This window comes from Streptomyces sp. NPDC051555 (genome assembly GCF_044454405.1).
GTDB lineage: Bacteria > Actinomycetota > Actinomycetes > Streptomycetales > Streptomycetaceae > Streptomyces.
This window is the reverse complement of the sequence record NZ_JBITDP010000003.1, coordinates 456,106-476,999: the sequence shown is the minus strand read 5'-3', so window position 1 is coordinate 476,999 and position 20,894 is coordinate 456,106. Positions and strand designations below refer to the sequence as shown.

Annotated in this window: 17 protein-coding genes; 8 read left to right on the top strand and 9 right to left on the bottom strand. The window is 71.8% G+C overall.

Annotated elements, in window-relative coordinates; all coding sequences use genetic code 11:
• Positions 1 to 91: 91 nt before the first annotated feature.
• Together ACIBEA_RS10670 and ACIBEA_RS10665 are read right to left on the bottom strand one after the other, a co-directional pair.
• A complete protein-coding gene (locus tag ACIBEA_RS10670; RefSeq protein ID WP_399259453.1) occupies positions 92 to 2,818 on the bottom strand; it encodes a protein kinase in 2,727 nt (908 codons plus the stop codon).
• Positions 2,819 to 3,089: 271 nt separating this feature from the next.
• A complete protein-coding gene (locus ACIBEA_RS10665; RefSeq protein ID WP_399259452.1) occupies positions 3,090 to 4,796 on the bottom strand; it encodes a glycerol-3-phosphate dehydrogenase/oxidase in 1,707 nt (568 codons plus the stop codon).
• A gap of 232 nt (positions 4,797 to 5,028) precedes the next feature.
• On the opposite strand from ACIBEA_RS10665, the gene ACIBEA_RS10660 reads away from it, so the two are divergent.
• From ACIBEA_RS10660 to ACIBEA_RS10645, 4 genes are all read left to right on the top strand, one after another.
• On the top strand, positions 5,029 to 6,258 hold the full coding sequence (locus tag ACIBEA_RS10660) for a nucleotide sugar dehydrogenase (protein ID WP_399259451.1): 1,230 nt from the start codon (positions 5,029 to 5,031) through the stop codon (positions 6,256 to 6,258).
• 129 nt (positions 6,259 to 6,387) lie between these two features.
• Positions 6,388 to 6,867, top strand: coding sequence for a hypothetical protein (locus ACIBEA_RS10655; protein ID WP_399259450.1), 480 nt, complete (start codon positions 6,388 to 6,390; stop codon positions 6,865 to 6,867).
• 102 nt (positions 6,868 to 6,969) lie between these two features.
• A complete protein-coding gene (locus ACIBEA_RS10650; protein ID WP_399259449.1) occupies positions 6,970 to 7,926 on the top strand; it encodes a hypothetical protein in 957 nt (318 codons plus the stop codon).
• A gap of 8 nt (positions 7,927 to 7,934) precedes the next feature.
• Positions 7,935 to 9,680, top strand: coding sequence for a M16 family metallopeptidase (locus ACIBEA_RS10645; RefSeq protein ID WP_399259448.1), 1,746 nt, complete (start codon positions 7,935 to 7,937; stop codon positions 9,678 to 9,680).
• 77 nt (positions 9,681 to 9,757) lie between these two features.
• Here the strand turns inward: ACIBEA_RS10645 and ACIBEA_RS10640 are convergent, their stop codons facing one another.
• The 4 genes from ACIBEA_RS10640 to ACIBEA_RS10625 all read right to left on the bottom strand — a co-directional run bounded on the left by ACIBEA_RS10640 (position 9,758) and on the right by ACIBEA_RS10625 (position 14,451).
• Positions 9,758 to 10,882 carry a GuaB3 family IMP dehydrogenase-related protein gene (locus ACIBEA_RS10640; RefSeq protein WP_399259447.1) on the bottom strand — a complete coding sequence of 375 codons (1,125 nt, stop codon included), beginning with the start codon at positions 10,880 to 10,882 and terminating at the stop codon, positions 9,758 to 9,760.
• 195 nt (positions 10,883 to 11,077) lie between these two features.
• Positions 11,078 to 12,583: an IMP dehydrogenase gene (gene guaB / locus ACIBEA_RS10635; protein WP_399259446.1), complete on the bottom strand. Its 1,506-nt coding sequence runs from the start codon at positions 12,581 to 12,583 to the stop codon at positions 11,078 to 11,080.
• A gap of 198 nt (positions 12,584 to 12,781) precedes the next feature.
• Complete coding sequence (locus ACIBEA_RS10630; protein WP_330332074.1) at positions 12,782 to 13,411, bottom strand: sigma-70 family RNA polymerase sigma factor; 630 nt, start codon at positions 13,409 to 13,411, stop codon at positions 12,782 to 12,784.
• Between the two features lie 428 nt (positions 13,412 to 13,839).
• A complete protein-coding gene (locus ACIBEA_RS10625) occupies positions 13,840 to 14,451 on the bottom strand; it encodes a response regulator transcription factor (protein WP_003948568.1) in 612 nt (203 codons plus the stop codon).
• 379 nt (positions 14,452 to 14,830) lie between these two features.
• On the opposite strand from ACIBEA_RS10625, the gene ACIBEA_RS10620 reads away from it, so the two are divergent.
• Positions 14,831 to 15,172 carry a WhiB family transcriptional regulator gene (locus ACIBEA_RS10620; protein WP_385777762.1) on the top strand — a complete coding sequence of 114 codons (342 nt, stop codon included), beginning with the start codon at positions 14,831 to 14,833 and terminating at the stop codon, positions 15,170 to 15,172.
• Between the two features lie 194 nt (positions 15,173 to 15,366).
• Here the strand turns inward: ACIBEA_RS10620 and ACIBEA_RS10615 are convergent, their stop codons facing one another.
• The gene (locus ACIBEA_RS10615) at positions 15,367 to 16,272 is read right to left on the bottom strand and encodes a LysR family transcriptional regulator (RefSeq protein ID WP_399259445.1); all 906 of its coding nucleotides are present in this window, start codon (positions 16,270 to 16,272) and stop codon (positions 15,367 to 15,369) included.
• Between the two features lie 80 nt (positions 16,273 to 16,352).
• Between ACIBEA_RS10615 and ACIBEA_RS10610 the strand changes: the two genes are divergently transcribed.
• The 3 genes from ACIBEA_RS10610 (at position 16,353) to ACIBEA_RS10600 (ending at position 18,644) form a co-directional block, all read left to right on the top strand.
• Positions 16,353 to 17,036: an MOSC domain-containing protein gene (locus tag ACIBEA_RS10610; RefSeq protein ID WP_399259444.1), complete on the top strand. Its 684-nt coding sequence runs from the start codon at positions 16,353 to 16,355 to the stop codon at positions 17,034 to 17,036.
• 69 nt (positions 17,037 to 17,105) lie between these two features.
• Positions 17,106 to 17,879 carry an SDR family NAD(P)-dependent oxidoreductase gene (locus ACIBEA_RS10605; protein ID WP_399259443.1) on the top strand — a complete coding sequence of 258 codons (774 nt, stop codon included), beginning with the start codon at positions 17,106 to 17,108 and terminating at the stop codon, positions 17,877 to 17,879.
• Positions 17,880 to 17,954: 75 nt separating this feature from the next.
• Positions 17,955 to 18,644, top strand: coding sequence for an ester cyclase (locus tag ACIBEA_RS10600; RefSeq protein ID WP_399259442.1), 690 nt, complete (start codon positions 17,955 to 17,957; stop codon positions 18,642 to 18,644).
• Between the two features lie 88 nt (positions 18,645 to 18,732).
• On the opposite strand, the gene groL is transcribed toward ACIBEA_RS10600, so the two are convergent.
• Complete coding sequence (groL, locus tag ACIBEA_RS10595; RefSeq protein ID WP_399259441.1) at positions 18,733 to 20,358, bottom strand: chaperonin GroEL; 1,626 nt, start codon at positions 20,356 to 20,358, stop codon at positions 18,733 to 18,735.
• Positions 20,359 to 20,491: 133 nt separating this feature from the next.
• Positions 20,492 to 20,800: a co-chaperone GroES gene (groES, locus tag ACIBEA_RS10590; RefSeq protein ID WP_008739621.1), complete on the bottom strand. Its 309-nt coding sequence runs from the start codon at positions 20,798 to 20,800 to the stop codon at positions 20,492 to 20,494.
• Positions 20,801 to 20,894 lie beyond the last annotated feature (94 nt).

The following is a 20,894-nucleotide window of genomic DNA, read 5'->3' as shown; positions in this document are numbered from 1 at the left end:
TACGTCGCCCGGGGCGCCCGCGTCCCGGGCCTTCCCAGGCCCGTGACGCCGCCGCGACATTCAGTGCGGCACGGGGAACTCCGTCAGGGGGTCAGCCGACCGGCTGGAAGGTGTCGAAGGCCGTGTTCCGCATCTGCGTGCACTCGGCTCCGTCCCACTGGTCCGACGCGCAGCTGAGCATGATCGCGTAGCCGTGCGTGGCGTCCATCTTGAAGCCGCGGTTCAGGACGCGGACCTTCATCCCGTTCTGGGTACGCTCGAACTCCCAGTCGGCGACGGTCGGGTAGCCCCGATACTCCACGACGCGCAGCCCGAGCAGCTTGTAGTCCTTGCTGTCGCTCGCCACGCCCGGAGCCGCCTCGGCCCAGGCGAGCCGGGCGTCACCCCCGGGGCTGTCGGTGTAGTCGACCTGGATCCGCGGGAAGCCGCCGTCGCGGCTGAAGATGCCGCCGGAGTTCCTGCCCGCGACGCCGGTCTGGTGGAAGCCCTGCGGCATCGTCATGGAGAAGTGGAACTTCTCGCTCGTCACCAGGGCGTAGCCCGCCGGTACGCCGTTCCCCGTGCCCTGTCCCGGGAGCTGGCCCGCGTTCTGGCCGGGGGTCTGCGCCTGGCCCTGGCCCTGCGAGGACTGGCCCTGGGTCTGCTGTCCGGTGCTGCCGTCGGGGCTGGGCGAGGTACCGCCGGTGGTGCCGGCGTTGCCGGTCCCCTTGCCGTCGCCGCTCGCGCTCGCGCCCGTCTTCGGGCTGGCCGACGTACCGCTGCCACCGGCGCCCTTGCCCGTGTTCTTCTTGCCGGGGTCGTCGTCACCACTGACGGCGTAGGCGATGAGCGAGCCGATGACCGCCAGGACGACGATCAGGCCGGCGATCGCCAGGGCGATCGTGCGGCGCGACATGACGTCGGTGAGCGGGGCGGCGACGGGGGCCGTGCGCGGCGTACGGGCGGGGGCGGCCGGGGCCTCCGCCGCCGAAGCCGCGCTCGCCGCCGCCTTCTGTTCGGCCGCGGCGAGCGCGGCGGCCTTGCGCGCCGACTTCAGCGCGGCGCGGGCGCGTTCGCGCTGCGCGCGGTCGCGTTCCTTCTGCTCGGCCTTCTCCGCCTTCTCGGCGGCGCGTTCGGCGGCCTTCTCCGCGACCTTGTCCGCGGCAGCCTGCTGGGCTTCCGCGAGCGATATCTGGCGGGTCTCCTCCACGGCCGGGATGAGCGGCGCGGGCGGTTCCTCCGGGGCATCGAGGACGGCGTTCAGCAGGGCGCGGGCACCGGCGTCGTCGAGCCGGTGCGCCGGGTCCTTGGCAAGCAGGCCGTAGATGACCTCGGTGAGCGGGCCCGCGTTCTTCGGCGGGTCGACGGGCTCGGTCATCACGGCGGTGAGCGTGGCGAGCGCGGAACCCTTGTCGTACGGCGGGGTGCCCTCCACGGAGGCGTAGATCAGCCCGCCGAGCGACCACATGTCGGCGGGCGGGCCCGGCTTGTAGCCGCGGGCGCGCTCGGGCGAGATGTAGGACGGGGCGCCGACGAGCATGCCGGTGGAGGTGACGGAGGGGTCGCCCTCGACCTGGGCGATGCCGAAGTCGGTGAGGACGACGCGGCCGCTCTCGGCGATGAGCACGTTGGACGGCTTCACGTCGCGGTGCAGGATGCCTTCGCCGTGCGCGGCCTTGAGCACGTCGAGCACGGCGAGGCCGACCTCGGCCGCGCGGCGGGGGGTGAGCGGGCCGCGCTCGCGGATGAACTCGGCGAGGGAGGGGCCCTCGATCAGCTCCATCACGATCCAGGGGCGGTCGTCCTCGTCGACGACGTCGTACACCGTCACGGCGCCGGCGCTGCGGATCCGGGCGATGGCCTTGGCCTCGCGCAGGGTACGGGTGACCAGGCGGCGCTTCTCGTCCTCGTCCACGCCGTGGCCGAAGCGGAGTTCCTTGACGGCGACGGTGCGGCCGAGGGTGATGTCCTTGGCCCGCCACACGGTGCCCATGCCGCCCTTGCCGAGCACTCCGCCGAGGCGGTACCGGCGGGCGAGCAGGCGCCCTTCGTCGGTGGTTCCGGTCGGCGGCACCGGGGCACTGGCCGCGACCGGCTGGCGACCGGCGCGCGGCGACGCGGGGTCCGCGGCGCCCGAAGGGGCCGACCCGGACCGCGTGCGGACGATCCCGGGCACTTCCAGCACCTCGTCCTCGGGCGCGGCGTCCTGCGGCTCGGCGTCCTTAGTCGCGGCGTCCTTAAGCTCGGCGTCCTGCGGCTCGGCGTCCTGCGGCGCAACGGCTTCGGGTCCGGCCGCCTGGGAGCCGGCGCCCTTCGAAGCGGCACCCTTGGACAACGCGACCGCGGGAGCGGCATCCTTCGCCGCGGCGTCCAGGGACACGGCGTCCTTCAACAGCCCGACCTTCGCACCGCCGTCCCGACGCGCGACGGCCTCGGGCCCGGCGCTCTTCGACGCGGCGGCCGCGGGCTCGGACGCCTTGGAGCCGGCGCCCTTCGGCTCGACGGCCGCGGGCTCCGCGTCCTTCGGCTCGGCGTCCTTCGGCTCCGCGTCCTTCGGCTCGGCGTCGACGTCCGGTGCGGCGTCGACGTCCGGCGCGGCGTCCTCGGCCTCAGCGGCCTCAGCGGCCTCGGCGTCGGCCCCGGCAGGGGCCGGGTCCGCGTCCGGTATCGAGGTGGCGTCCTGAACGCCCCCGCCGGCTGCGGCGGAAGGCTGGTCCGACACCTGGTCCGACCCCTGCCCCGACACCCGGTCAGGGCCTCCCCCGACGGCTGACTCCGCCACCGCGTCGGCGGTTTCCGCAGGGGACTCCGGCTTGCGCTTGTGCTCCGGCTTCGACATGCGTCCCCTCTGCGATCGTGCCGCCTTCTCCGGCCGGCCCGTCATCCCGCTGGGCCCGACGTAACCCGCCCCGGCCGAAACCTCATTGTTCCTCACTCCGCAACGGACGGGTGTTCCGGGTCCGCGGTTCCCCCGGGCCACCGTACGCCGTCCGCCCGACCCGCGGTACGGAGCACGACCCGGAGCGGAGCCGGAAGCGGAACCGGGACCGGGGCGGGGGTCGGGCCGTGCATCCGGGCCGGGGGAAGGGCGGGAGCGGAACGGGGTCGGCTCAGAGCGGAACGATGTCCGGAGCCCCCAACCGGGCCGCGTCCGCCGTCTGGTCGTCCGGTTGACGCTGCGACTCCCGCTCCGCCTGCACCCGCTTCTCGTAGTGCTCCACCTCCTTCGCGATCTGCTCCTCGTCCCACCCCAGCACCGGCGCCATCAGCTCCGCGCACTCCCGCGCCGACCGCGCCCCCCGGTCGAAGGTCTCGATCGAGATCCGGGTCCGCCGCGTGAGCACGTCGTCCAAGTGCCGCGCACCCTCGTGCGAAGCGGCGTAGACGATCTCGGCCCTCAGGTAGTCGTCCGCGGCCGCCAGCGGCTCCGCCAGCCCCGGATCCGCCGCGATGAGGTCCAGCAGTTCCTCCGTCAGCGAGCCGTACCGGTTCAACAGGTGTTCCACCCGGACCACATGGAGGCCCGTCCGGGCGGCGATCCGGGCCCGCGCGTTCCACAGCGCCCGGTACCCCTCCGCCCCCACCAGCGGGACGTCCTCCGTCACGCACTCGGCGACCCGCTGGTCCAGTCCGTGCACCGCCTCGTCGACCGCGTCCTTGGCCATGACCCGGTACGTCGTGTACTTGCCGCCCGCCACCACGACCAGCCCCGGCACCGGATGCGCGACCGTGTGCTCGCGCGAGAGCTTGCTCGTCGCGTCCGACTCCCCCGCCAGCAGCGGCCGCAGGCCCGCGTAGACGCCCTGCACGTCGTCCCGGGTGAGCGGCACCGCCAGCACCGAGTTCACGTGCTCCAACAGGTAGTCGATGTCGGCGCTGGACGCCGCCGGATGCGCCTTGTCGAGGTCCCAGTCGGTGTCCGTGGTGCCCACGATCCAGTGCCGTCCCCACGGGATGACGAACAGGACGGACTTCTCGGTCCGCAGGATGAGCCCCGTCGCCGAGTGGATCCGGTCCTTCGGCACCACCAGGTGGATGCCCTTGGAGGCCCGGACGTGGAACTGACCGCGCTCGCCGATCAGGGCCTGCGTGTCGTCCGTCCACACCCCGGTCGCGTTCACGATCTGCTTCGCGCGGATCTCGTACTCGCCCCCGCCCTCGACGTCCTGGACGCGCGCGCCGACCACCCGTTCGCCCTCGCGCAGGAAGCCGACGACCCGGGCCCGGTTGGCGCAGTGCGCCCCGTACGCCGCGGCCGTGCGCACCAGCGTGGCGACGTAGCGCGCGTCGTCCATCTGGGCGTCGTAGTACTGGAGCGCCCCGACCAGGGCGTCCTTGCGCAGCGCGGGGGCGATCCGCAGGGCGCGCCGACGAGAGAGGTGGCGGTGCACCGGCAGGCCGCGGCCGTGCCCGCTGGAGATGGACATCGCGTCGTACAGGGCCACGCCGGAGCCCGCGTACAGCCGCTCCCAGCCCTTGTGCTGGAGCGGGTAGAGGAACGGGACCGGCTTGACCAGGTGCGGCGCGAGCCGCTCCAGCAGCAGGCCGCGCTCCTTGAGGGCTTCGCGGACGAGCGCGAAGTCGAGCATCTCCAGGTACCTGAGCCCGCCGTGGATCAGTTTGCTGGAGCGGCTGGAGGTTCCCGAGGCCCAGTCGCGGGCCTCCACCAGGCCGGTGGAGAGACCTCGGGTCACGGCGTCGAGCGCGGTGCCGGCTCCCACCACGCCCGCGCCCACCACGAGCACGTCGAGTTCTCGCTCGGCCATCCGGGCGAGCGCCTCGGCGCGCTGCGCTGGCCCCAGTGTCGCTGTCCTCACGGCTGCCTCCCGTTGATGCGGGTGTTCCCGCTCATGTCCCCCTTGGTCACGATTCTGACCGTGGCACACCCACATCGGCCACCGCCTGTGGACAACACAGCGGTGGCGACCACCCCACAATGCCGCAGATCGGTCATATATACGCCTAGTCTGACATAGCGCCAGCTCCAGCTGTCCACAGGACTTGCGCGTTCAGCCCCCTCATGTCAGGGGAGGAAGGACGGCAAACCCCATGCCCGCTGACCTCGCCGTCATCGGACTCGGCCACCTCGGCCTCCCGCTCGCACAGGCCGCCGTTTCCGCCGGAATCGAGACCGTCGGATACGACAGCGGACCCGCCACCGACTCCACCCTCACGGCCGCGGAGATCCGCCGAATGTCGGCGGCGGGCTTCCGCGTCACCACCAACCCCGCCGAACTCGGCCGGGTCCGCACGGCCGTGATCTGCGCGCCCACCCGGCTCGGCGCGGACCGTGCCCTCGACCTGTCCGCCGTCGGCGAGGCCGGCCGCGCCCTGGCCGCCCGGCTGCGCCCGCACACCACGGTCATCCTCGAATCCGCCGCCCACCCGGGCGTCACCGAGGAATACTTGCGCCCCGTCCTCGAAGCGGGCTCGGGTCTGCGCGCAGGCCGCGACTTCCACCTCGCCTACTCCCCCAGCCGCCACGACCCCGGCAACCGGACGCACGGCATCGCCAACACCCCCAAGGTGATCGGCGGACTGACCCCGGCCTGCACCGAATCCGCCGCGGCCTTCTACGCGCGCCTCACGGAGAAGGTGGTCCGCGCGCGCGGACTGCGCGAGGCGGAGACCGTCCAGCTCCTGGAGACCAACTACCGGCACGTCAACATCGCGCTCATGAACGAGATGGCGGTCCTCTGCCACGACCTCGGCGTGGACCTGTGGGACGTGATCCGCTGCGCCGAGACGAAGCCGTACGGCTACCAGGCCTTCCGGCCCGGCCCGGGCGTCGGCGGCCACGGCATCCCCCTGGACCCCAACTACCTCCCGCACACCACCCGCACCCCCGGCCACCCCCTGCGCATGGTCGGCCTGGCGCAGGAGATCAACGACCGGATGCCGCAGTACGTCATCCAGCGCAGCGCCACCCTGCTCAACGAGCACGGCAAGTCCGCGCGCGGGGCGCGGGTGCTGCTGCTGGGGGTCACCTACAAGCCGGACCTGGCCGACCAGGAGGGCTCCCCGGCCCGCGAGATCGCGAGCCGGCTCCTCGACCTCGGCGCCCTGATCAGCTACCACGATCCGTACATCGCGGGATGGCGGGTACGGGACCAGCCCGTACCGCGTGCCGAATCGTTGTACGAGGCCGCGGCCAACGCCGACCTGACGATCCTGCTCCAGCACCACCGCACCTATGACCTGCAAGGACTCGCGGTGAAGGCCCAGTTGCTGCTGGACACGCGGGGCGCGAGTCCGGTGGGGGCCGCGTACCGGCTCTGAAGGCGCGCCGAAATCCCCCCTCGGGCTGTCACCGGCACCTGTTAGCCTGCGGCGTTCTTATTTCGCACTTACGTCCCCACGGTCACCCCTGGGGCACCCGTGCGCCCGTATCCCTGGGGGGGATCTCTCATGAGCCAGCAGTTCCAGCCGCCCGCGCCCGACTCCGTCACCCCGGCCCCCGGCTACCCGGCCCCGCCGGCGCCGAAGGGCAACGTGGCCCTCGGCGTCATCGCGGCCGTGGTCGCGGCGCTGGTCGCGGCGGCGGCGTACGGCGGGATCATGAACGCGATCGATCGCGAGTTCGGCTACGCCGCTGTCGGCGTCGGTGCTCTCGTCGGCATCGCTGCTGGAAAGCTCGGCGGCCGGAACCCGGTTCTCCCGGTCCTGGCCGGGGCGCTCTCCGTCGGCGCCGTGTACGCCGGTCAGCTGTTCTTCATCGCGCTCACCTTCGCGCGCCTCCAGCACGTGGGCGTGGCCGACGTGCTCGACACCCCTGGCATCGACGGCCTGACCGACGTCTGGAGCAAGGCTGCGGACCTCATGGAGTTCCTCTTCCTCGGGCTCGGGGCCTTCGCCGGCTTCACCACGGCCCGCAAGACCGCCGCGTAACCCTCGTCAGAGACCACCGGCACGACCCTGAGCAGGCACGACCGGATCACGGAGCGTTGAAACCACTGTTGTGGTCACATGCCCCGGTCATATGATCCGGCCGTGTCCGCTCATCCGCCGCTCGGTCGGCCCGTATTCGAACCCGTCGACCGCATACCGGCCCTCGCCACCCTCCGCAGCGCGGTACGGGGCCAGGACTGGTCCGCCGTCGCCGCCGCCTTCGACGCCCTGCCCCGCGAACAGGAACGGCCCGCGGCCTCCCGGGTCGTCGCCGACACCGAAGGGGCCGAGGAGTTCCTCGGCCGGGTCGTGGCGCAACGGCCCGGCGACCCGCTGGCCCGCACGCTGCTCGCCGACACCTTCGTCCAGATCGGCTGGAACATCCGCAGCGGGTACGGGGCCGAGCACGTCTCGAAGGACCAGTTCCGCGATTTCCACGCCTACCTGCGGCGCGCCGAGGTCCTCCTGATCGACGTGTGCGCCGAGTACCCCGCCTTCGGGCTCGCCTGGCACCACCGGGTGATCACCGCGCGCGGCCTGGAGCTGGGCCAGAGCGAGGCCCGCCGCCGCTACGACCGACTCGCCGAGCACCACCCGCACCACTACCCGGCGCAGATGCAGCTGCTCCAGAAGCTCTGCCCGAAGTGGGGCGGCAGCTGGGAGGCCGCGCACGGCTTCGCCTGGGAAGCCACCGTGAACGCACCCGCGGGCAGCCCCAACGGAGCCCTGGTCGCGATCGCGCAGATGGAGCAGTGGCTGGAGCTGGAAGGCGACCCGGCGCGCGAGGCGTACCTGCGCGAACCCGCCCGGCAGAGCCGGCTGCGGGACGCCGCCGCCCGGTCCGTCCTGCACCCGGACGCCCGCCCCGACGACCCGCAGGCCGTCGGCGCGCACAGCGCCTTCGCGGCAGCTCACTCCGTGGCGGGGCGCCACGCCGAGGCCGCGCCGCACTTCCGCGCCCTCGGCGACCACGCCCACGAGTTCCCCTGGGGCTACGTCAAGGTCGACTACGAGGCCGCGTTCGTCCGTCACCGCAAGCTCGCCCTGGCCAAGGGCTAGGGGGTCCCGTGAACAGCAACACCGACACCGACTACGTCGTCGACGGCATCCGCCACACCACCGTGGGCGGCATCCGCACCGTCCTCGCCCCGCGCTCCGGCCCCGTCGCCGCCGGGCTGCTCTTCCGGGTCGGCCGCGCCGACGAGACCCTCGCCACCAGCGGCATCACCCACCTCGTCGAGCACCTCGCACTGCACCGGCACGGCCTGGGCGACCTGCACTACAACGGCGCCACCGCCGCGGTCTACACCCACTTCCACGTCTCCGGCACCCCGGCCGACGTCGTCGAGTACCTGAACGGCGTCTGCGCCGCACTGCGCGACCTGCCGACGGAGCGGCTGGAGACCGAGAAGGAGATCCTGCGCACCGAGGCCGCCGGGCGCTCCCGCGGCCCCGGCCACGGCATGCCGCTGTGGCGCTACGGGGCCCGCGGCCACGGCCTGCTCAGCTACGCCGAGGCGGGCCTGCCCCGGCTCACCGCGCACGCCGTCCGCGAATGGGCCCGGACCCGCTTCACCACCGAGAACGCGGTCCTGTGGATCACCAGCGACACCGTTCCCGAGGGCCTGGACCTGACCCTGCCGGCCGGTGCGTGGCAGGAACTGCCGGAGGTCACCTCCGCGCTCCCGGCCACCCCCGCGTACTACCACGGCGAAGAGGGCGGGACCGTGCTCAGCGCCGTCGTCCCGCGCTCCACCGAGGCCATGCTGTTCTCCGAGGTGCTGGGCAAGGAGCTGTTCCGCGAGCTGCGCCAGAAGGGCGGCTACTCCTACACCGCCGAGGCCGACTACCAGCCGCGCGACCGCGACAGCGCGACCGTCGTGGCCTTCGCCGACGCGCTGCCCGAGAAGCGGGACGCGATGGTCGGCGCGTTCCTCGACGTGCTCGCGAAGCTGCGCGCCGGCCGGATCGAGCAGGCCGACCTGGAGTCCGTACGGACCACCGCGCTCGCCCGCTTCGACGTGCCGGAGCTGGCCGCGCACCAGCTCCCCGGGCACGCCATGAACCTGCTCATGGGCCACCGCAACCTCACCACGGCCGAGGCCGCGGCCGAGATCGAGGCCGTCACGGTCGAGGGCCTGCACCGGATCGCGCGCGAGGTGTGGGCGGGCGCCCTGATGCAGGTGCCCGGCGGCCGGGGCGTGGACTGGGCGGGCCTCGCGGAGGCCCCGCAGCAGTCCGCCGAGGTGGTCACCGGCCGGCGCTACGCCCGTCTGGGCGAGCAGAAGGCGACGCTGATCGTCGGCGGCGACGGCATCAGCCTGGTGGCGCCCGACCACCAGGTGACCATCCGCTACGCCGAGTGCGTCCTGCTGAACTCCTACCCGGACGGCGCCCGCTACCTCGTCGGCCAGGACGGCTTCACGCTCACCATCGAGCCCACCCTCTACGGCATCGGCGCGGCGCAGCTGGCCCCGCTGGACGCCGGGGTCCACCCCTCGGCGGTCGTCTCGATGCCGCCGCGCGATCCGTCGCGGATCCCGCGGGCGGAGGCTGCCGCGCCGACCGCCGGGACCACGGGCGCGCCCGCCGGGCCGCGGCTCACCTGGGTGACGGTCGTGCTGTGGGTGCTCGGCGTGCCCGCCGTGGCGCTCGGCGTCTTCGCCGCACTGGGCAGCTACGTCATCTTCCGCGACGCGGAGCGGCTGAGCACCTCCGACTGGGCCGCCGCGGGGATCTTCTGGCTGTTCGCGGCGGTCTTCCTGGCGCCGTGGGGAGTCATGCTGCGCCGCCGTTCGAAGGGCCGCTACTGACGGGCCGGTCGCGCGCGAACGCCGCAGGGCCGCCACCCCGTTCGGGGTGGCGGCCCTGCGGCGTTCGGTCCGCGGTGTCAGCGGCGGTGCTGGGAGTCCGCGACGGTGACCTCGACGCGCTGGAATTCCTTCAGCTCGCTGTAGCCGGTGGTGGCCATCGAGCGGCGCAGGGCGCCGAAGATGTTCATCGATCCGTCCGGGGAGTGCGACGGGCCGGTGAGGATCTCCTCGGTGGTGCCGACGGTGCCGAGGTCGACCTTCTTGCCGCGCGGCACGTCCTCGTGGACGGCCTCCATGCCCCAGTGGTGGCCCTTGCCGGGCGCGTCCGTGGCACGGGCGAGCGGGGAGCCCATCATGACCGCGTCGGCGCCGCAGGCGACGGCCTTCGGGATGTCGCCGGACCAGCCCACGCCGCCGTCGGCGATCACGTGCACGTAGCGGCCGCCGGACTCGTCCATGTAGTCGCGGCGGGCCGCGGCCACGTCGGCGACGGCGGTCGCCATCGGGACCTGGATGCCCAGCACGTTGCGGGTGGTGTGCGCGGCGCCGCCGCCGAAGCCCACCAGCACGCCGGCCGCGCCGGTGCGCATCAGGTGCAGGGCCGCGGTGTAGGTGGCGCAGCCGCCGACGATCACCGGGACGTCCAGCTCGTAGATGAACTGCTTCAGGTTCAGCGGTTCGGCGGCGCCGGAGACGTGCTCGGCGGAGACCGTGGTGCCGCGGATCACGAAGATGTCGACGCCCGCGTCCACGACCGCCTTGGAGAACTCGGCGGTGCGCTGCGGGGAGAGCGCGGCGGCGGTGACGACACCGGAGTCGCGCACCTCCTTGATGCGCTGCTTGATCAGCTCGGCCTGGATCGGGGCCTCGTAGATCTCCTGGAGGCGGCGGGTGGCCGACTCCTCGTCCAGCGCGGCGATCTCGTCGAGCAGCGGCTGCGGGTCCTCGTACCGGGTCCACAGACCCTCGAGGTTGAGCACACCCAGACCGCCCAGCTCGCCGATGCGGATGGCGGTCTGCGGGGAGACCACCGAGTCCATCGGAGCGGCCAGGAACGGAAGCTCGAAGCGGTAGGCGTCGATCTGCCAGGCGATCGAGACCTCCTTCGGGTCTCGCGTACGGCGGCTGGGGACGATGGCGATGTCATCGAACGCGTACGCCCTGCGGCCGCGCTTGCCGCGCCCGATCTCGATCTCAGTCACGTGTGGTGGCCTTTCCTCTGGGTCTGCCCGTCCAGTATCCCCGACCGGCGGCGGGCCGCGTTTCGGTGACCGCTGTACGGACGCTGTACGGACGCGGTACGGACGCCGGATCGACGTCGGACGGACGCTGTACGGGCGCACGGGAAGGGGGCGGGTCCGCCGTGCGGACCCGCCCCCTACGCGTACGTCGCCCGCTCAGCCCTTGCGGGAGTAGTTCGGCGCTTCCACCGTCATCTGGATGTCGTGCGGGTGGCTCTCCTTGAGCCCCGCCGAGGTGATCCGGACGAAACGGCCCCGGTCCTGGAGCTCCGGCACCGTGCGGCCGCCGACGTAGAACATCGACTGGCGCAGGCCGCCGACCAGCTGGTGCACGACGGCGGAGAGCGGGCCGCGGTACGGCACCTGCCCCTCGATGCCCTCGGGGATCAGCTTGTCGTCGCCGCCGACGCCCTCCTGGAAGTAGCGGTCCTTGGAGAAGGACTTGCGGTCGCCGCGCGACTGCATCGCGCCGAGCGAGCCCATGCCGCGGTACGACTTGAACTGCTTGCCGTTGATGAAGAGCAGCTCGCCCGGAGACTCCTCGCAGCCCGCGAGCAGCGAACCGAGCATCACCGTGTCGGCACCCGCGACCAGGGCCTTCGCGATGTCGCCGGAGTACTGCAGGCCGCCGTCGCCGATGACCGGGACGCCCGCGGCCTTGGCGGCGAGGGCGGCTTCGTAGATCGCGGTGACCTGCGGGACGCCGATGCCGGCGACCACGCGGGTGGTGCAGATCGAGCCGGGGCCGACGCCGACCTTGATGCCGTCGCAGCCGGCGTCGATGAGCGCCTGGGCGCCGTCGCGGGTGGCGATGTTGCCGCCGATGACGTCGACCGTCGAGTTCGACTTGATCTTGGAGACCATGTCGCCGACGAGGCGGGAGTGGCCGTGGGCGGTGTCGACGACGATGAAGTCGGCGCCCGCCTCGATCAGGGCCTGGGCGCGCTCGTACGCGTCGCCCGCGACGCCGACGGCCGCGCCGACCAGCAGGCGGCCGTCCTTGTCCTTGGCGGCGTTCGGGTACTTCTCGGCCTTGACGAAGTCCTTGACCGTGATGAGGCCCTTGAGGATGCCGGCCTCGTCGACCAGCGGAAGCTTCTCGATCTTGTGGCGGCGCAGCAGCTCCATGGCGTCGACGCCGGTGATGCCGACCTTGCCGGTGACCAGCGGCATCGGGGTCATGACCTCGCGCACCTGGCGGGCGCGGTCCGACTCGAAGGCCATGTCGCGGTTGGTGACGATGCCGAGCAGCTTGCCCGCCGGGTCCGTGACCGGGACGCCGCTGATGCGGAACTTCGCGCACAGCTCGTCGGCCTCGCGCAGGGTCGCGTCGGGGTGCACCGTGATCGGGTCGGTGACCATGCCGGACTCGGAGCGCTTGACCAGGTCCACCTGGTTGGCCTGATCGGCGATGGAGAGGTTGCGGTGCAGCACGCCGACGCCGCCCTGGCGGGCCATGGCGATGGCCATGCGGGACTCGGTGACCTTGTCCATCGCGGCGGACAGCAGCGGGACGTTGACCCGCACGTTCCGCGAAATCCGGGAGGAGGTGTCGATCTGGTCAGGCGCCATGTCCGACACGCCCGGCAGGAGCAGCACATCGTCGTAAGTGAGCCCCAGCGTGGCGAATTTGTCGGGCACTCCATCGGCGTTGACAGTCATGACACCTTCCCAGATGGTCTTGCTCAGCGCGGATGTCCATGCTAACGGGATCCCGGGGCGTCTCATTCCACGACCAAGATCGACAGAAAGATTCGTAGCTTCCTACGGACTTTTCATCGAGCTTAGGCCGGGGCGCCGCAGCGGTCTACGGGAACGACGCGGCCGGCGACCGGCGCCCACAGCTCGACGCCCGGCGCCCTACTGCTCGGCGAGGGCGCGCAGCCTGCTGAGCGCGCGGTGCTGGGCGACGCGGACCGCGCCCGGGGACATCCCGAGCATCTGGCCGGTCTCCTCCGCCGTCAGCCCGACGGCCACCCGCAGCACCAGCAGTTCGCGCTGGTTCTCGGGCAGATTTGCCAGCAGCTTCTTGGCCCAGGCCGCGTCGCTGCTGAGCAGCGCCCGCTCCTCGGGGCCGAGCGAGTCGTCCGGCCGCTCCGGCATCTCGTCGGAGGGCACGGCCGTGCTGCCGGGGTGCCGCATGGCGGCCCGCTGCAGGTCGGCGACCTTGTGCGCGGCGATCGCGAAGACGAAGGCCTCGAAGGGCCGGCCGGTGTCGCGGTAGCGCGGCAGCGCCATCAGGACGGCGACGCAGACCTCCTGCGCCAGGTCCTCGACGAAGTGGCGAGCATCACCGGGCAGCCGCGAGAGCCGGGTGCGGCAGTAGCGGATGGCGAGGGGGTGCACGAAGGCGAGCAGGTCGTGGGTGGCCTGGCCGTCGCCCTCGACGGCACGGCGCACGAGCGCGCCGACGGCCCCGGCGCTGCCGCCATTGGCGGTGCCGGTCGGGCCCGTGGCCGCGGTGGACCCCTCGGCCTCGTCGTCGCGCATCAATCCATGGTGCCTTGGCGCCGGAGCATTCGCGCCGCCACGGCCCGCGTTGTGCATCGAAGCGTTATGAGCGGGTGCACCTGAAGTCATTGCCCGTGCCCTCCCCTCCCGCTCGGCCGAATGGTCCCGGTACCCGAGGCCACAGCTCCGAAAGCGCGGCCACACCATCAAGGATGCGGCATCGCGCCCGAAGCGACACGTCCCTCGGATTGTGCCTCGCGAATCCCGGGTCCGCACCGCATGCGACTCGACCCGATCGCGCGGCCCCCGATTCCGTGCGGCGCCCCGCCCGTACCGACGGGCGGGACCACTGCGCGTCCGGCCCGCGAGGGGCCGGACAGCGTGCCGGATCCGGCGCGGCCCGCGGGGCGGGGCGCGGCCGGGGACGTACCGACGGGCCCCGATGGGACCGGGCCGGAGGACAGGCCCTAGCGGACCAGGCCCCAGCGGAAGCCGAGCGCCACGGCGTGCGCGCGGTCCGAGGCGCCGAGCTTCTTGAACAGCCTGCGGGCGTGGGTCTTGACCGTGTCCTCGGAGAGGAAGAGCTCGCGCCCGATCTCCGCGTTGGACCGGCCGTGGCTCATGCCCTCCAGGACCTGGATCTCGCGCGCGGTGAGCGTGGGCGCGGCGCCCATCTCGGCCGAGCGCAGCCGCCGGGGGGCGAGCCGCCAGGTCGGGTCGGCGAGCGCCTGGGTGACCGTGGCCCGCAGTTCGGCGCGCGAGGCGTCCTTGTGCAGATAGCCCCGGGCGCCGGCGGCGACCGCGAGGGCCACCCCGTCCAGGTCCTCGGCGACCGTCAGCATGATGATGCGGGCGCCCGGGTCGGCCGAGAGCAGTCGTCGGACGGTCTCGACACCGCCCAGCCCCGGCATCCGTACATCCATCAGAATCAGATCGGAGCGGTCGGCACCCCAGCGGCGGAGGACTTCCTCGCCGTTGGCAGCCGTCGTCACACGCTCGACGCCGGGCACGGTGGCAACCGCGCGACGGAGCGCCTCTCGGGCAAGCGGGGAGTCGTCGCAGACGAGGACGGATGTCATGACCGCCCTCCGCAGCTGCTGATGCGCGTCACCTTGAGCCTCCAGGCTGGTACGTATCGTCACCGTTGCGGTCGATGCTCCCGGACACCTGTCCGAGAACTTCTTGGTTCAACCGCCTTCGCACTCTCAACGACGGTCACTCGAAAGAGTTACGGGTCGGACGGACACCTTCGGCACTCTACGTGAGGTACCGAACACGGCGCGGGCGCCACGAGCCGCATGTCCTCCATCTGGAGCTATGCCCTATTTGGCGGCTTTCCTTCCGTTTGGCATGTGTCTGAGGCTAGATTCCCAATGAGTCATATTTACATCTACTACGACAGTAGATGTGGAGACATGGACCACATCCGCCTCAGTACCGGCACCAAGAGGACTACCCATGGCAGATTTCTCCCGCCTCCCCGGACCGAACGCCGACCTGTGGGACTGGCAGCTGCTCGCCGCCTGCCGCGGGGTCGACAGCTCCCTCTTCTTCCACCCGGAAGGCGAGCGGGGCGCGGCCAGGAGCGCGCGCGAGACCTCGGCTAAAGAGGTCTGCATGCGATGCCCGGTGCGTTCGGAATGCGCAGCGCACGCACTCGCCGTCCGCGAGCCCTACGGGGTGTGGGGCGGCCTGACCGAGGACGAACGCGAAGAGCTGATGGGACGGGCCCGACACCGGCTCATCCCGGCCACCAGCGTGACGGGGGCCGCCGTGTCGGGGCCGACCGTCAGGCACTGAGTCACCCCTCCGGCCCACCCCGGTCCACCCCGACAGGACGAAACGCCCGAAGGAACGTTTCTTCGATTCCGTCGGTTCCGCCGGATGATCCGACCGCCGCCACCGCCACCGACCCCCGGGGGGGCTGCCGACCGCCGTCGGCACGCCCGCCATCACCGGGCCGTCACCCGTCCGGCCGTACGACCGTACGACCGTCAGCGGGTGGCGGCCCGCTCCAACTGGTCCAGGGTCGCCGCCACCGCGGGGACCCGGGCCAGGTCCGCCAGCGTGAGCGCCACGACCTCCCGCTCCACGGCCGGCTCCAGCACCAGCGCGGCCACGCCCTTGGCCCGTACGGACTCCACCGCCAGCTCGGGCAGCACCGCCACGCCCAGCCCCGCGCCCACCAGGCCGACCACGGCCGGGTAGTCGTCGGTGGCGAAGTCGATCCGCGGGGTGAATCCCGCGGCCTCGCAGACGTCGACCAGATGGCGGCGACAGCGCGGGCAGCCCGCGATCCAGGGCTCCTCGGCCAGTTCCGCCATGCCCACCCGGGCCGCGCCCGCCAGCCGGTGGCCCTCGGGCACCAGCCCGACCAGCCGGTCCGTGAGCAACGGGCGGACGACCAGGTCGTCCCACTCGGCCGCCGTCCCGTCCGGCGCCGCCCCCGCGTAGCGGAAGGCCAGGGCCACGTCGCAGTCGCCCTCGCGCAGCATCTCCACCGAGCGCGGCGGCTCCGCCTCGACCAGCGAGATCCGCGTGCCGGGGTGCTCGGCGCGCATCGCGGCCAGCGCGGTCGGCACCAGCGTGGAGCTGCCGCTGGGGAAGGAGACCAGTCGGACCCGGCCCGCGCGCAGGCCGGCGATGGCCGCGACCTCCTCCTCGGCCGCGGTCAGCCCGGCGAGGATGCCCGCCGCGTGGCGCACCAGCGCCTCCCCCGCCTGGGTCAGCCGCATCTCGCGGCCGGCCCGGATGAGCAGGGGGGTGCCCGCGGACTGTTCCAGCGCCTTCATCTGCTGGGAGACGGCGGGCTGGGTACAGCCCAGTTCGCGGGCGGCGGCGGAGAAGGAACCCGTACCGGCCACGGCGCGCAGGACTCGGAGATGACGTGCCTCGATCACCCTTCGAGCATAAGGCTTGCTTTGGAGCCGCCGCCAATAATCATGGACGACTTTGAGGGTGCTCGACTAGCGTGCCTGGCATGAAGTTGATTTCCCTCAACGTGGGCCGTGCGACGGTCGTCGACTACACCGAGGCCGAGAGCGGCCGGACCGGCAGCGACAAGCGGCCGGTGGCCGGGCCGCTGCGCGTCTTCGCGCCCGGCCCCAAGGGCGCCGGCGGCGTCGAGGGCGACGCCGTCTGCGACCTGCGCCACCACGGCGGCGACCACCAGGCGGTCTACGCGTACGCGCGCGAGGACCTGGACTGGTGGGAGGGCGAGCTGGGGCGGACGCTGCCCGGCGGGATCTTCGGCGAGAACTTCACCACCGCGGGGCTCGACGTCACCGGTGCGCGGGTGGGCGAGCGGTGGCGGGTCGGCGCGGACCTGCTCCTCGAAGTGGCCTCCGCCCGGATCCCGTGCCGGACCTTCCAGGGGTTCCTGGAGGAGGAGAGCTGGGTCAAGCGCTTCACCCGGGAGGTCCGTCCGGGCGCGTACCTGCGGGTGATCGAGGAGGGCTCGGTCTCCCCGGGCGACGCGATAGAGGTCGTCCACCGGCCGGACCACGAGGTGAGCGTCGGCTTCTGGTTCCGCGCCTTCACCACCGAGCGCGCGCTGCTCCCGCGGGCACTGGCGGCGGGCGACGCGCTGGAGCCCAAGGCGCGGGACGCGATCCACGCCTACACGGCGAAGTACGGCATCGGGGGCGGCGGCACCCGGGGCTGACGGCCCCCGCGGCCGGCGCCGGCACCGCGACCCGGTGGACATTCGCGGTCGCGGCGCTAGGTTGCGCCTATGACGACTGCGTTGATCACAGGATCCACGGCGGGCATCGGCGCCGCCTTCGCACGCAAGCTCGCCGCCCAGGGGCACAACCTGGTGTTGGTGGCGCGCGACACCAAGCGGCTCGGCGAGCAGGCGACCGAGCTGCACGACCGGCACGGCATCGAGGCCGAAGTGCTGAGCGCCGACCTCTCCACGGAGGAGGGCATCGTGGCGGTCGAGCAGCGCCTGGCCGACCTCAAGCACCCGGTGGACCTGCTGGTCAACAACGCGGGCTTCGGCAACAAGGGTCGGTACCTGGAAGTCCCGATGGCCGACGAGCTGACCATGATCAAGGTGCACATCGAGGCCGTCCTGCGGCTGACCTCGGCGGCGACGGAGTCGATGCGCACGCGCGGCCGCGGCGGCGTGGTCAACGTGGCCTCCGTGGCCGCCTTCCTGCCGCGCGGGACGTACGGGGCGAGCAAGGCCTGGGTCGTGCAGTTCACCCAGGGCGCGGCGAAGGACCTGGCGGACTCCGGGGTCCGGCTGATGGCCCTGTGCCCCGGCTTCGTCCGTACGGAATTCCACGAGCGGGCCGGGATGGGCACCGACAACATCCCCAACTGGATGTGGCTGGACGCGGACAAACTGGTCGCCGCGGCGCTGGCCGACCTGGCACGCGGGCGGACGGTGTCGATCCCGGACCCCCGCTACAAGGCGCTGATGAGCGTGGTGAAGCTGGCCCCGCGCGGGCTCCTGGGTGGGGTGTCCTCGCGCACGGGCCGCAAGTACGGCCCCCAGTGACTGGCGGGTAAACCACCCAATTAGCGCAATTCTCCTTAAACTGGACGTGTCCCGTTCCCGCTGGGAGGCGACGCGATGACATTCGTACAGGTAATCGATTATGAGACCAAGCGGTTCGACGAGATGAACGCCCTCATCGACCGCTACGCGGAACAGACCGCCGGCAGGCGCACGGTCACCCACACCCTGATCGGCAGGGACCGCGACTCGGGCACCCACTACGTGGACCTGGTCGAATTCCCCTCCTACGAGGAGGCCATGAGGAACTCTCAACTTCCGGAGACGGACCGGATGTTCCAGGAGATGGTGGCCCTCTGCGACGGCATGCCCAAGTTCATGAACCTCGACGTGGTGCGCGACGAGTACCTCAACAAGCTCGTCGCGAACCGGATCTTCGAGGACGTGGCCGTCAAGGGCGACTTCGACGTCATCGACGAGTGCGTGGCGGTCGGTTTCATCAGCCACGACATGATGGACACCGAGGGCCTGGGCAACGGCCGGGACGGCATGCGGCGCACGATCGGCATGTGGCGCGAGGCCTTCGACTTCACCTTCGACAGGACGCGCCAGATCGCCGAGGGGGACTGCGTCACCACGCTGTGGGACTGGCGCGGCACCCACCGCGGCGAGTTCATGGGGGTCGCACCGACCGGCAAGGACGTCACGATGTCGGGTTGTACGACGATCCGGATCGAGAACGGTCAGATCGCGGAGGACTGGTGGTACTACGACGCACCGGGGCTGATGCGCCAGCTGGGCATGTGAGACGGAGAAAGCCCCGTTCCGGAGGAACGGGGCTTTCCCATGTGCCCGTGGGCGGGTGCGCCGGCGGGCCGGCGCGCTACCGACCAGGTCAGTGGCTGTGGCCGTGGCCGCCGTGACCGGCGTCGCCCTCGTCGTCGGCCGGCTTCTCGACGACCAGGGTCTCGGTCGTGAGCAGCAGGGAGGCGATGGAGGCGGCGTTCTCCAGGGCGGAGCGGGTGACCTTGACCGGGTCGATGACGCCGGCCTTGACCAGGTCGCCGTACTCGCCGGTGGCGGCGTTGAAGCCCTGGCCCTTGTCGAGCTCGGCGACCTTCGCGGTGATGACGTAGCCCTCGAGGCCCGCGTTCTCCGCGATCCAGCGCAGCGGCTCGACGGCGGCGCGACGGACGACCGAGACGCCGGTGGCCTCGTCGCCGGTCAGACCCAGGTTGCCTTCCAGCACCTTGACGGCGTGGACGAGCGCGGAGCCACCGCCGGAGACGATGCCCTCCTCGACCGCGGCGCGGGTCGCCGAGATGGCGTCCTCGAGGCGGTGCTTCTTCTCCTTGAGCTCCACCTCGGTGGCGGCGCCGACCTTGATGACGCAGACGCCACCGGCGAGCTTCGCCAGGCGCTCCTGCAGCTTCTCGCGGTCCCAGTCCGAGTCCGTGGACTCGATCTCGGCCTTGATCTGGTTGACGCGACCGAGCACGTCGTCGCTGCTGCCGCCACCGTCGACGACGACCGTGTCGTCCTTGGTGATCGTGACGCGGCGGGCGGAGCCCAGTACGTCCAGACCGGCCTGGTCGAGCTTGAGGCCGACCTCTTCGGCGATGACGGTGGCGCCGGTGAGGGCGGCCATGTCCTGGAGCATCGCCTTGCGGCGGTCACCGAAGCCGGGGGCCTTGACGGCCACGGCGTTGAAGGTGCCACGGATCTTGTTGACGACGAGGGTGGAGAGCGCCTCGCCCTCGACGTCCTCGGCGATGATCAGCAGCGGGCGGGAGCCGCCACCCTGGATGACCTTCTCCAGCAGCGGGAGCAGGTCCTGGATGGAGGAGATCTTGCCCTGGTTGATCAGGATGTACGGGTCCTCGAGGACGGCCTCCATACGCTCCTGGTCGGAGACCATGTACGGGGAGAGGTAGCCCTTGTCGAAGGCCATGCCCTCGGTGAACTCCAGCTCCAGGCCGAAGGTGTTGGACTCCTCGACGGTGATGACACCGTCCTTGCCGACCTTGTCCATCGCCTCGGCGATGAGCTCGCCGACCTGGGTGTCCTGCGCGGAGAGCGCGGCCACGGCGGCGATGTCGGACTTGTCCTCGATCGGGCGGGCGGTCTCCAGCAGCTCGGCGGAGACGGCCTTGACCGCCGCGTCGATGCCCTTCTTCAGGGCGGCCGGGGAGGCGCCGGCGGCGACGTTGCGCAGACCCTCGCGGACCAGCGCCTGGGCCAGCACGGTGGCGGTGGTGGTGCCGTCACCCGCGATGTCGTTGGTCTTGGTCGCCACCTCCTTCACGAGCTGGGCACCGAGGTTCTCGTACGGGTCGTCGAGCTCGACCTCGCGCGCGATGGTGACACCGTCGTTGGTGATGGTGGGGGCGCCGAACTTCTTGTCGATGACGACGTTGCGGCCCTTGGGGCCGATCGTCACCTTGACCGTGTCGGCAAGCTTGTTGACACCGCGCTCCAGAGCGCGACGGGCGTCCTCGTCAAACTTAAGAATCTTCGGCATGGGAGCGGTTCAGCCCTCTCGTTGCGATCCCCGGCCGCTCACCGCGACCGCCTTGAACGAACTACGCCCCTCGCCGCCCGGCATCAGCAGGGGTGACCAGGGGCGTAGCTCAAAGCAAAACTGGAGAAGTGACTTACTTCTCGACGATCGCGAGCACGTCGCGGGCCGAGAGGACGAGGTATTCCTCGCCGTTGTACTTCACTTCGGTGCCGCCGTACTTGCTGTACAGGACGACGTCGCCGACGGTGACGTCCAGCGGAAGACGCTGGCCGTCCTCGAAGCGACCCGGACCCACGGCGAGGACGACGCCCTCCTGGGGCTTCTCCTTCGCGGTGTCCGGGATGACCAGGCCGGAAGCCGTGGTCTGCTCGGCGTCGAGCGGCTGGACCACAATGCGGTCCTCAAGCGGCTTGATGGCAACCTTGGAGCTGGTGGTCGTCACGATCCGGTCTCCCCCTTCGGAGATCTCACGGGGTTAACTGTTTTGGGGTGGCGACCAGGTGGTTCCGTCGTCGCGGGTGCCGGACCTGCCTGTC

What these genes read in the sequence shown, in the direction of transcription:
- groL (WP_399259441.1), bottom strand. Translation starts at nt 20,358, where the DNA reads ATGCCGAAGATTCTTAAGTTTGACGAGGACGCCCGTCGCGCTCTGGAG.
- ACIBEA_RS10670 (WP_399259453.1), bottom strand. Translation starts at nt 2,818, where the DNA reads ATGTCGAAGCCGGAGCACAAGCGCAAGCCGGAGTCCCCTGCGGAAACC.
- ACIBEA_RS10655 (WP_399259450.1), top strand. Translation starts at nt 6,388, where the DNA reads ATGAGCCAGCAGTTCCAGCCGCCCGCGCCCGACTCCGTCACCCCGGCC.
- ACIBEA_RS10625 (WP_003948568.1), bottom strand. Translation starts at nt 14,451, where the DNA reads ATGACATCCGTCCTCGTCTGCGACGACTCCCCGCTTGCCCGAGAGGCG.
- ACIBEA_RS10620 (WP_385777762.1), top strand. Translation starts at nt 14,831, where the DNA reads ATGGCAGATTTCTCCCGCCTCCCCGGACCGAACGCCGACCTGTGGGAC.
- ACIBEA_RS10630 (WP_330332074.1), bottom strand. Translation starts at nt 13,411, where the DNA reads ATGCGCGACGACGAGGCCGAGGGGTCCACCGCGGCCACGGGCCCGACC.
- guaB (WP_399259446.1), bottom strand. Translation starts at nt 12,583, where the DNA reads ATGACTGTCAACGCCGATGGAGTGCCCGACAAATTCGCCACGCTGGGG.
- ACIBEA_RS10610 (WP_399259444.1), top strand. Translation starts at nt 16,353, where the DNA reads ATGAAGTTGATTTCCCTCAACGTGGGCCGTGCGACGGTCGTCGACTAC.
- ACIBEA_RS10600 (WP_399259442.1), top strand. Translation starts at nt 17,955, where the DNA reads ATGACATTCGTACAGGTAATCGATTATGAGACCAAGCGGTTCGACGAG.
- ACIBEA_RS10605 (WP_399259443.1), top strand. Translation starts at nt 17,106, where the DNA reads ATGACGACTGCGTTGATCACAGGATCCACGGCGGGCATCGGCGCCGCC.
- ACIBEA_RS10660 (WP_399259451.1), top strand. Translation starts at nt 5,029, where the DNA reads ATGCCCGCTGACCTCGCCGTCATCGGACTCGGCCACCTCGGCCTCCCG.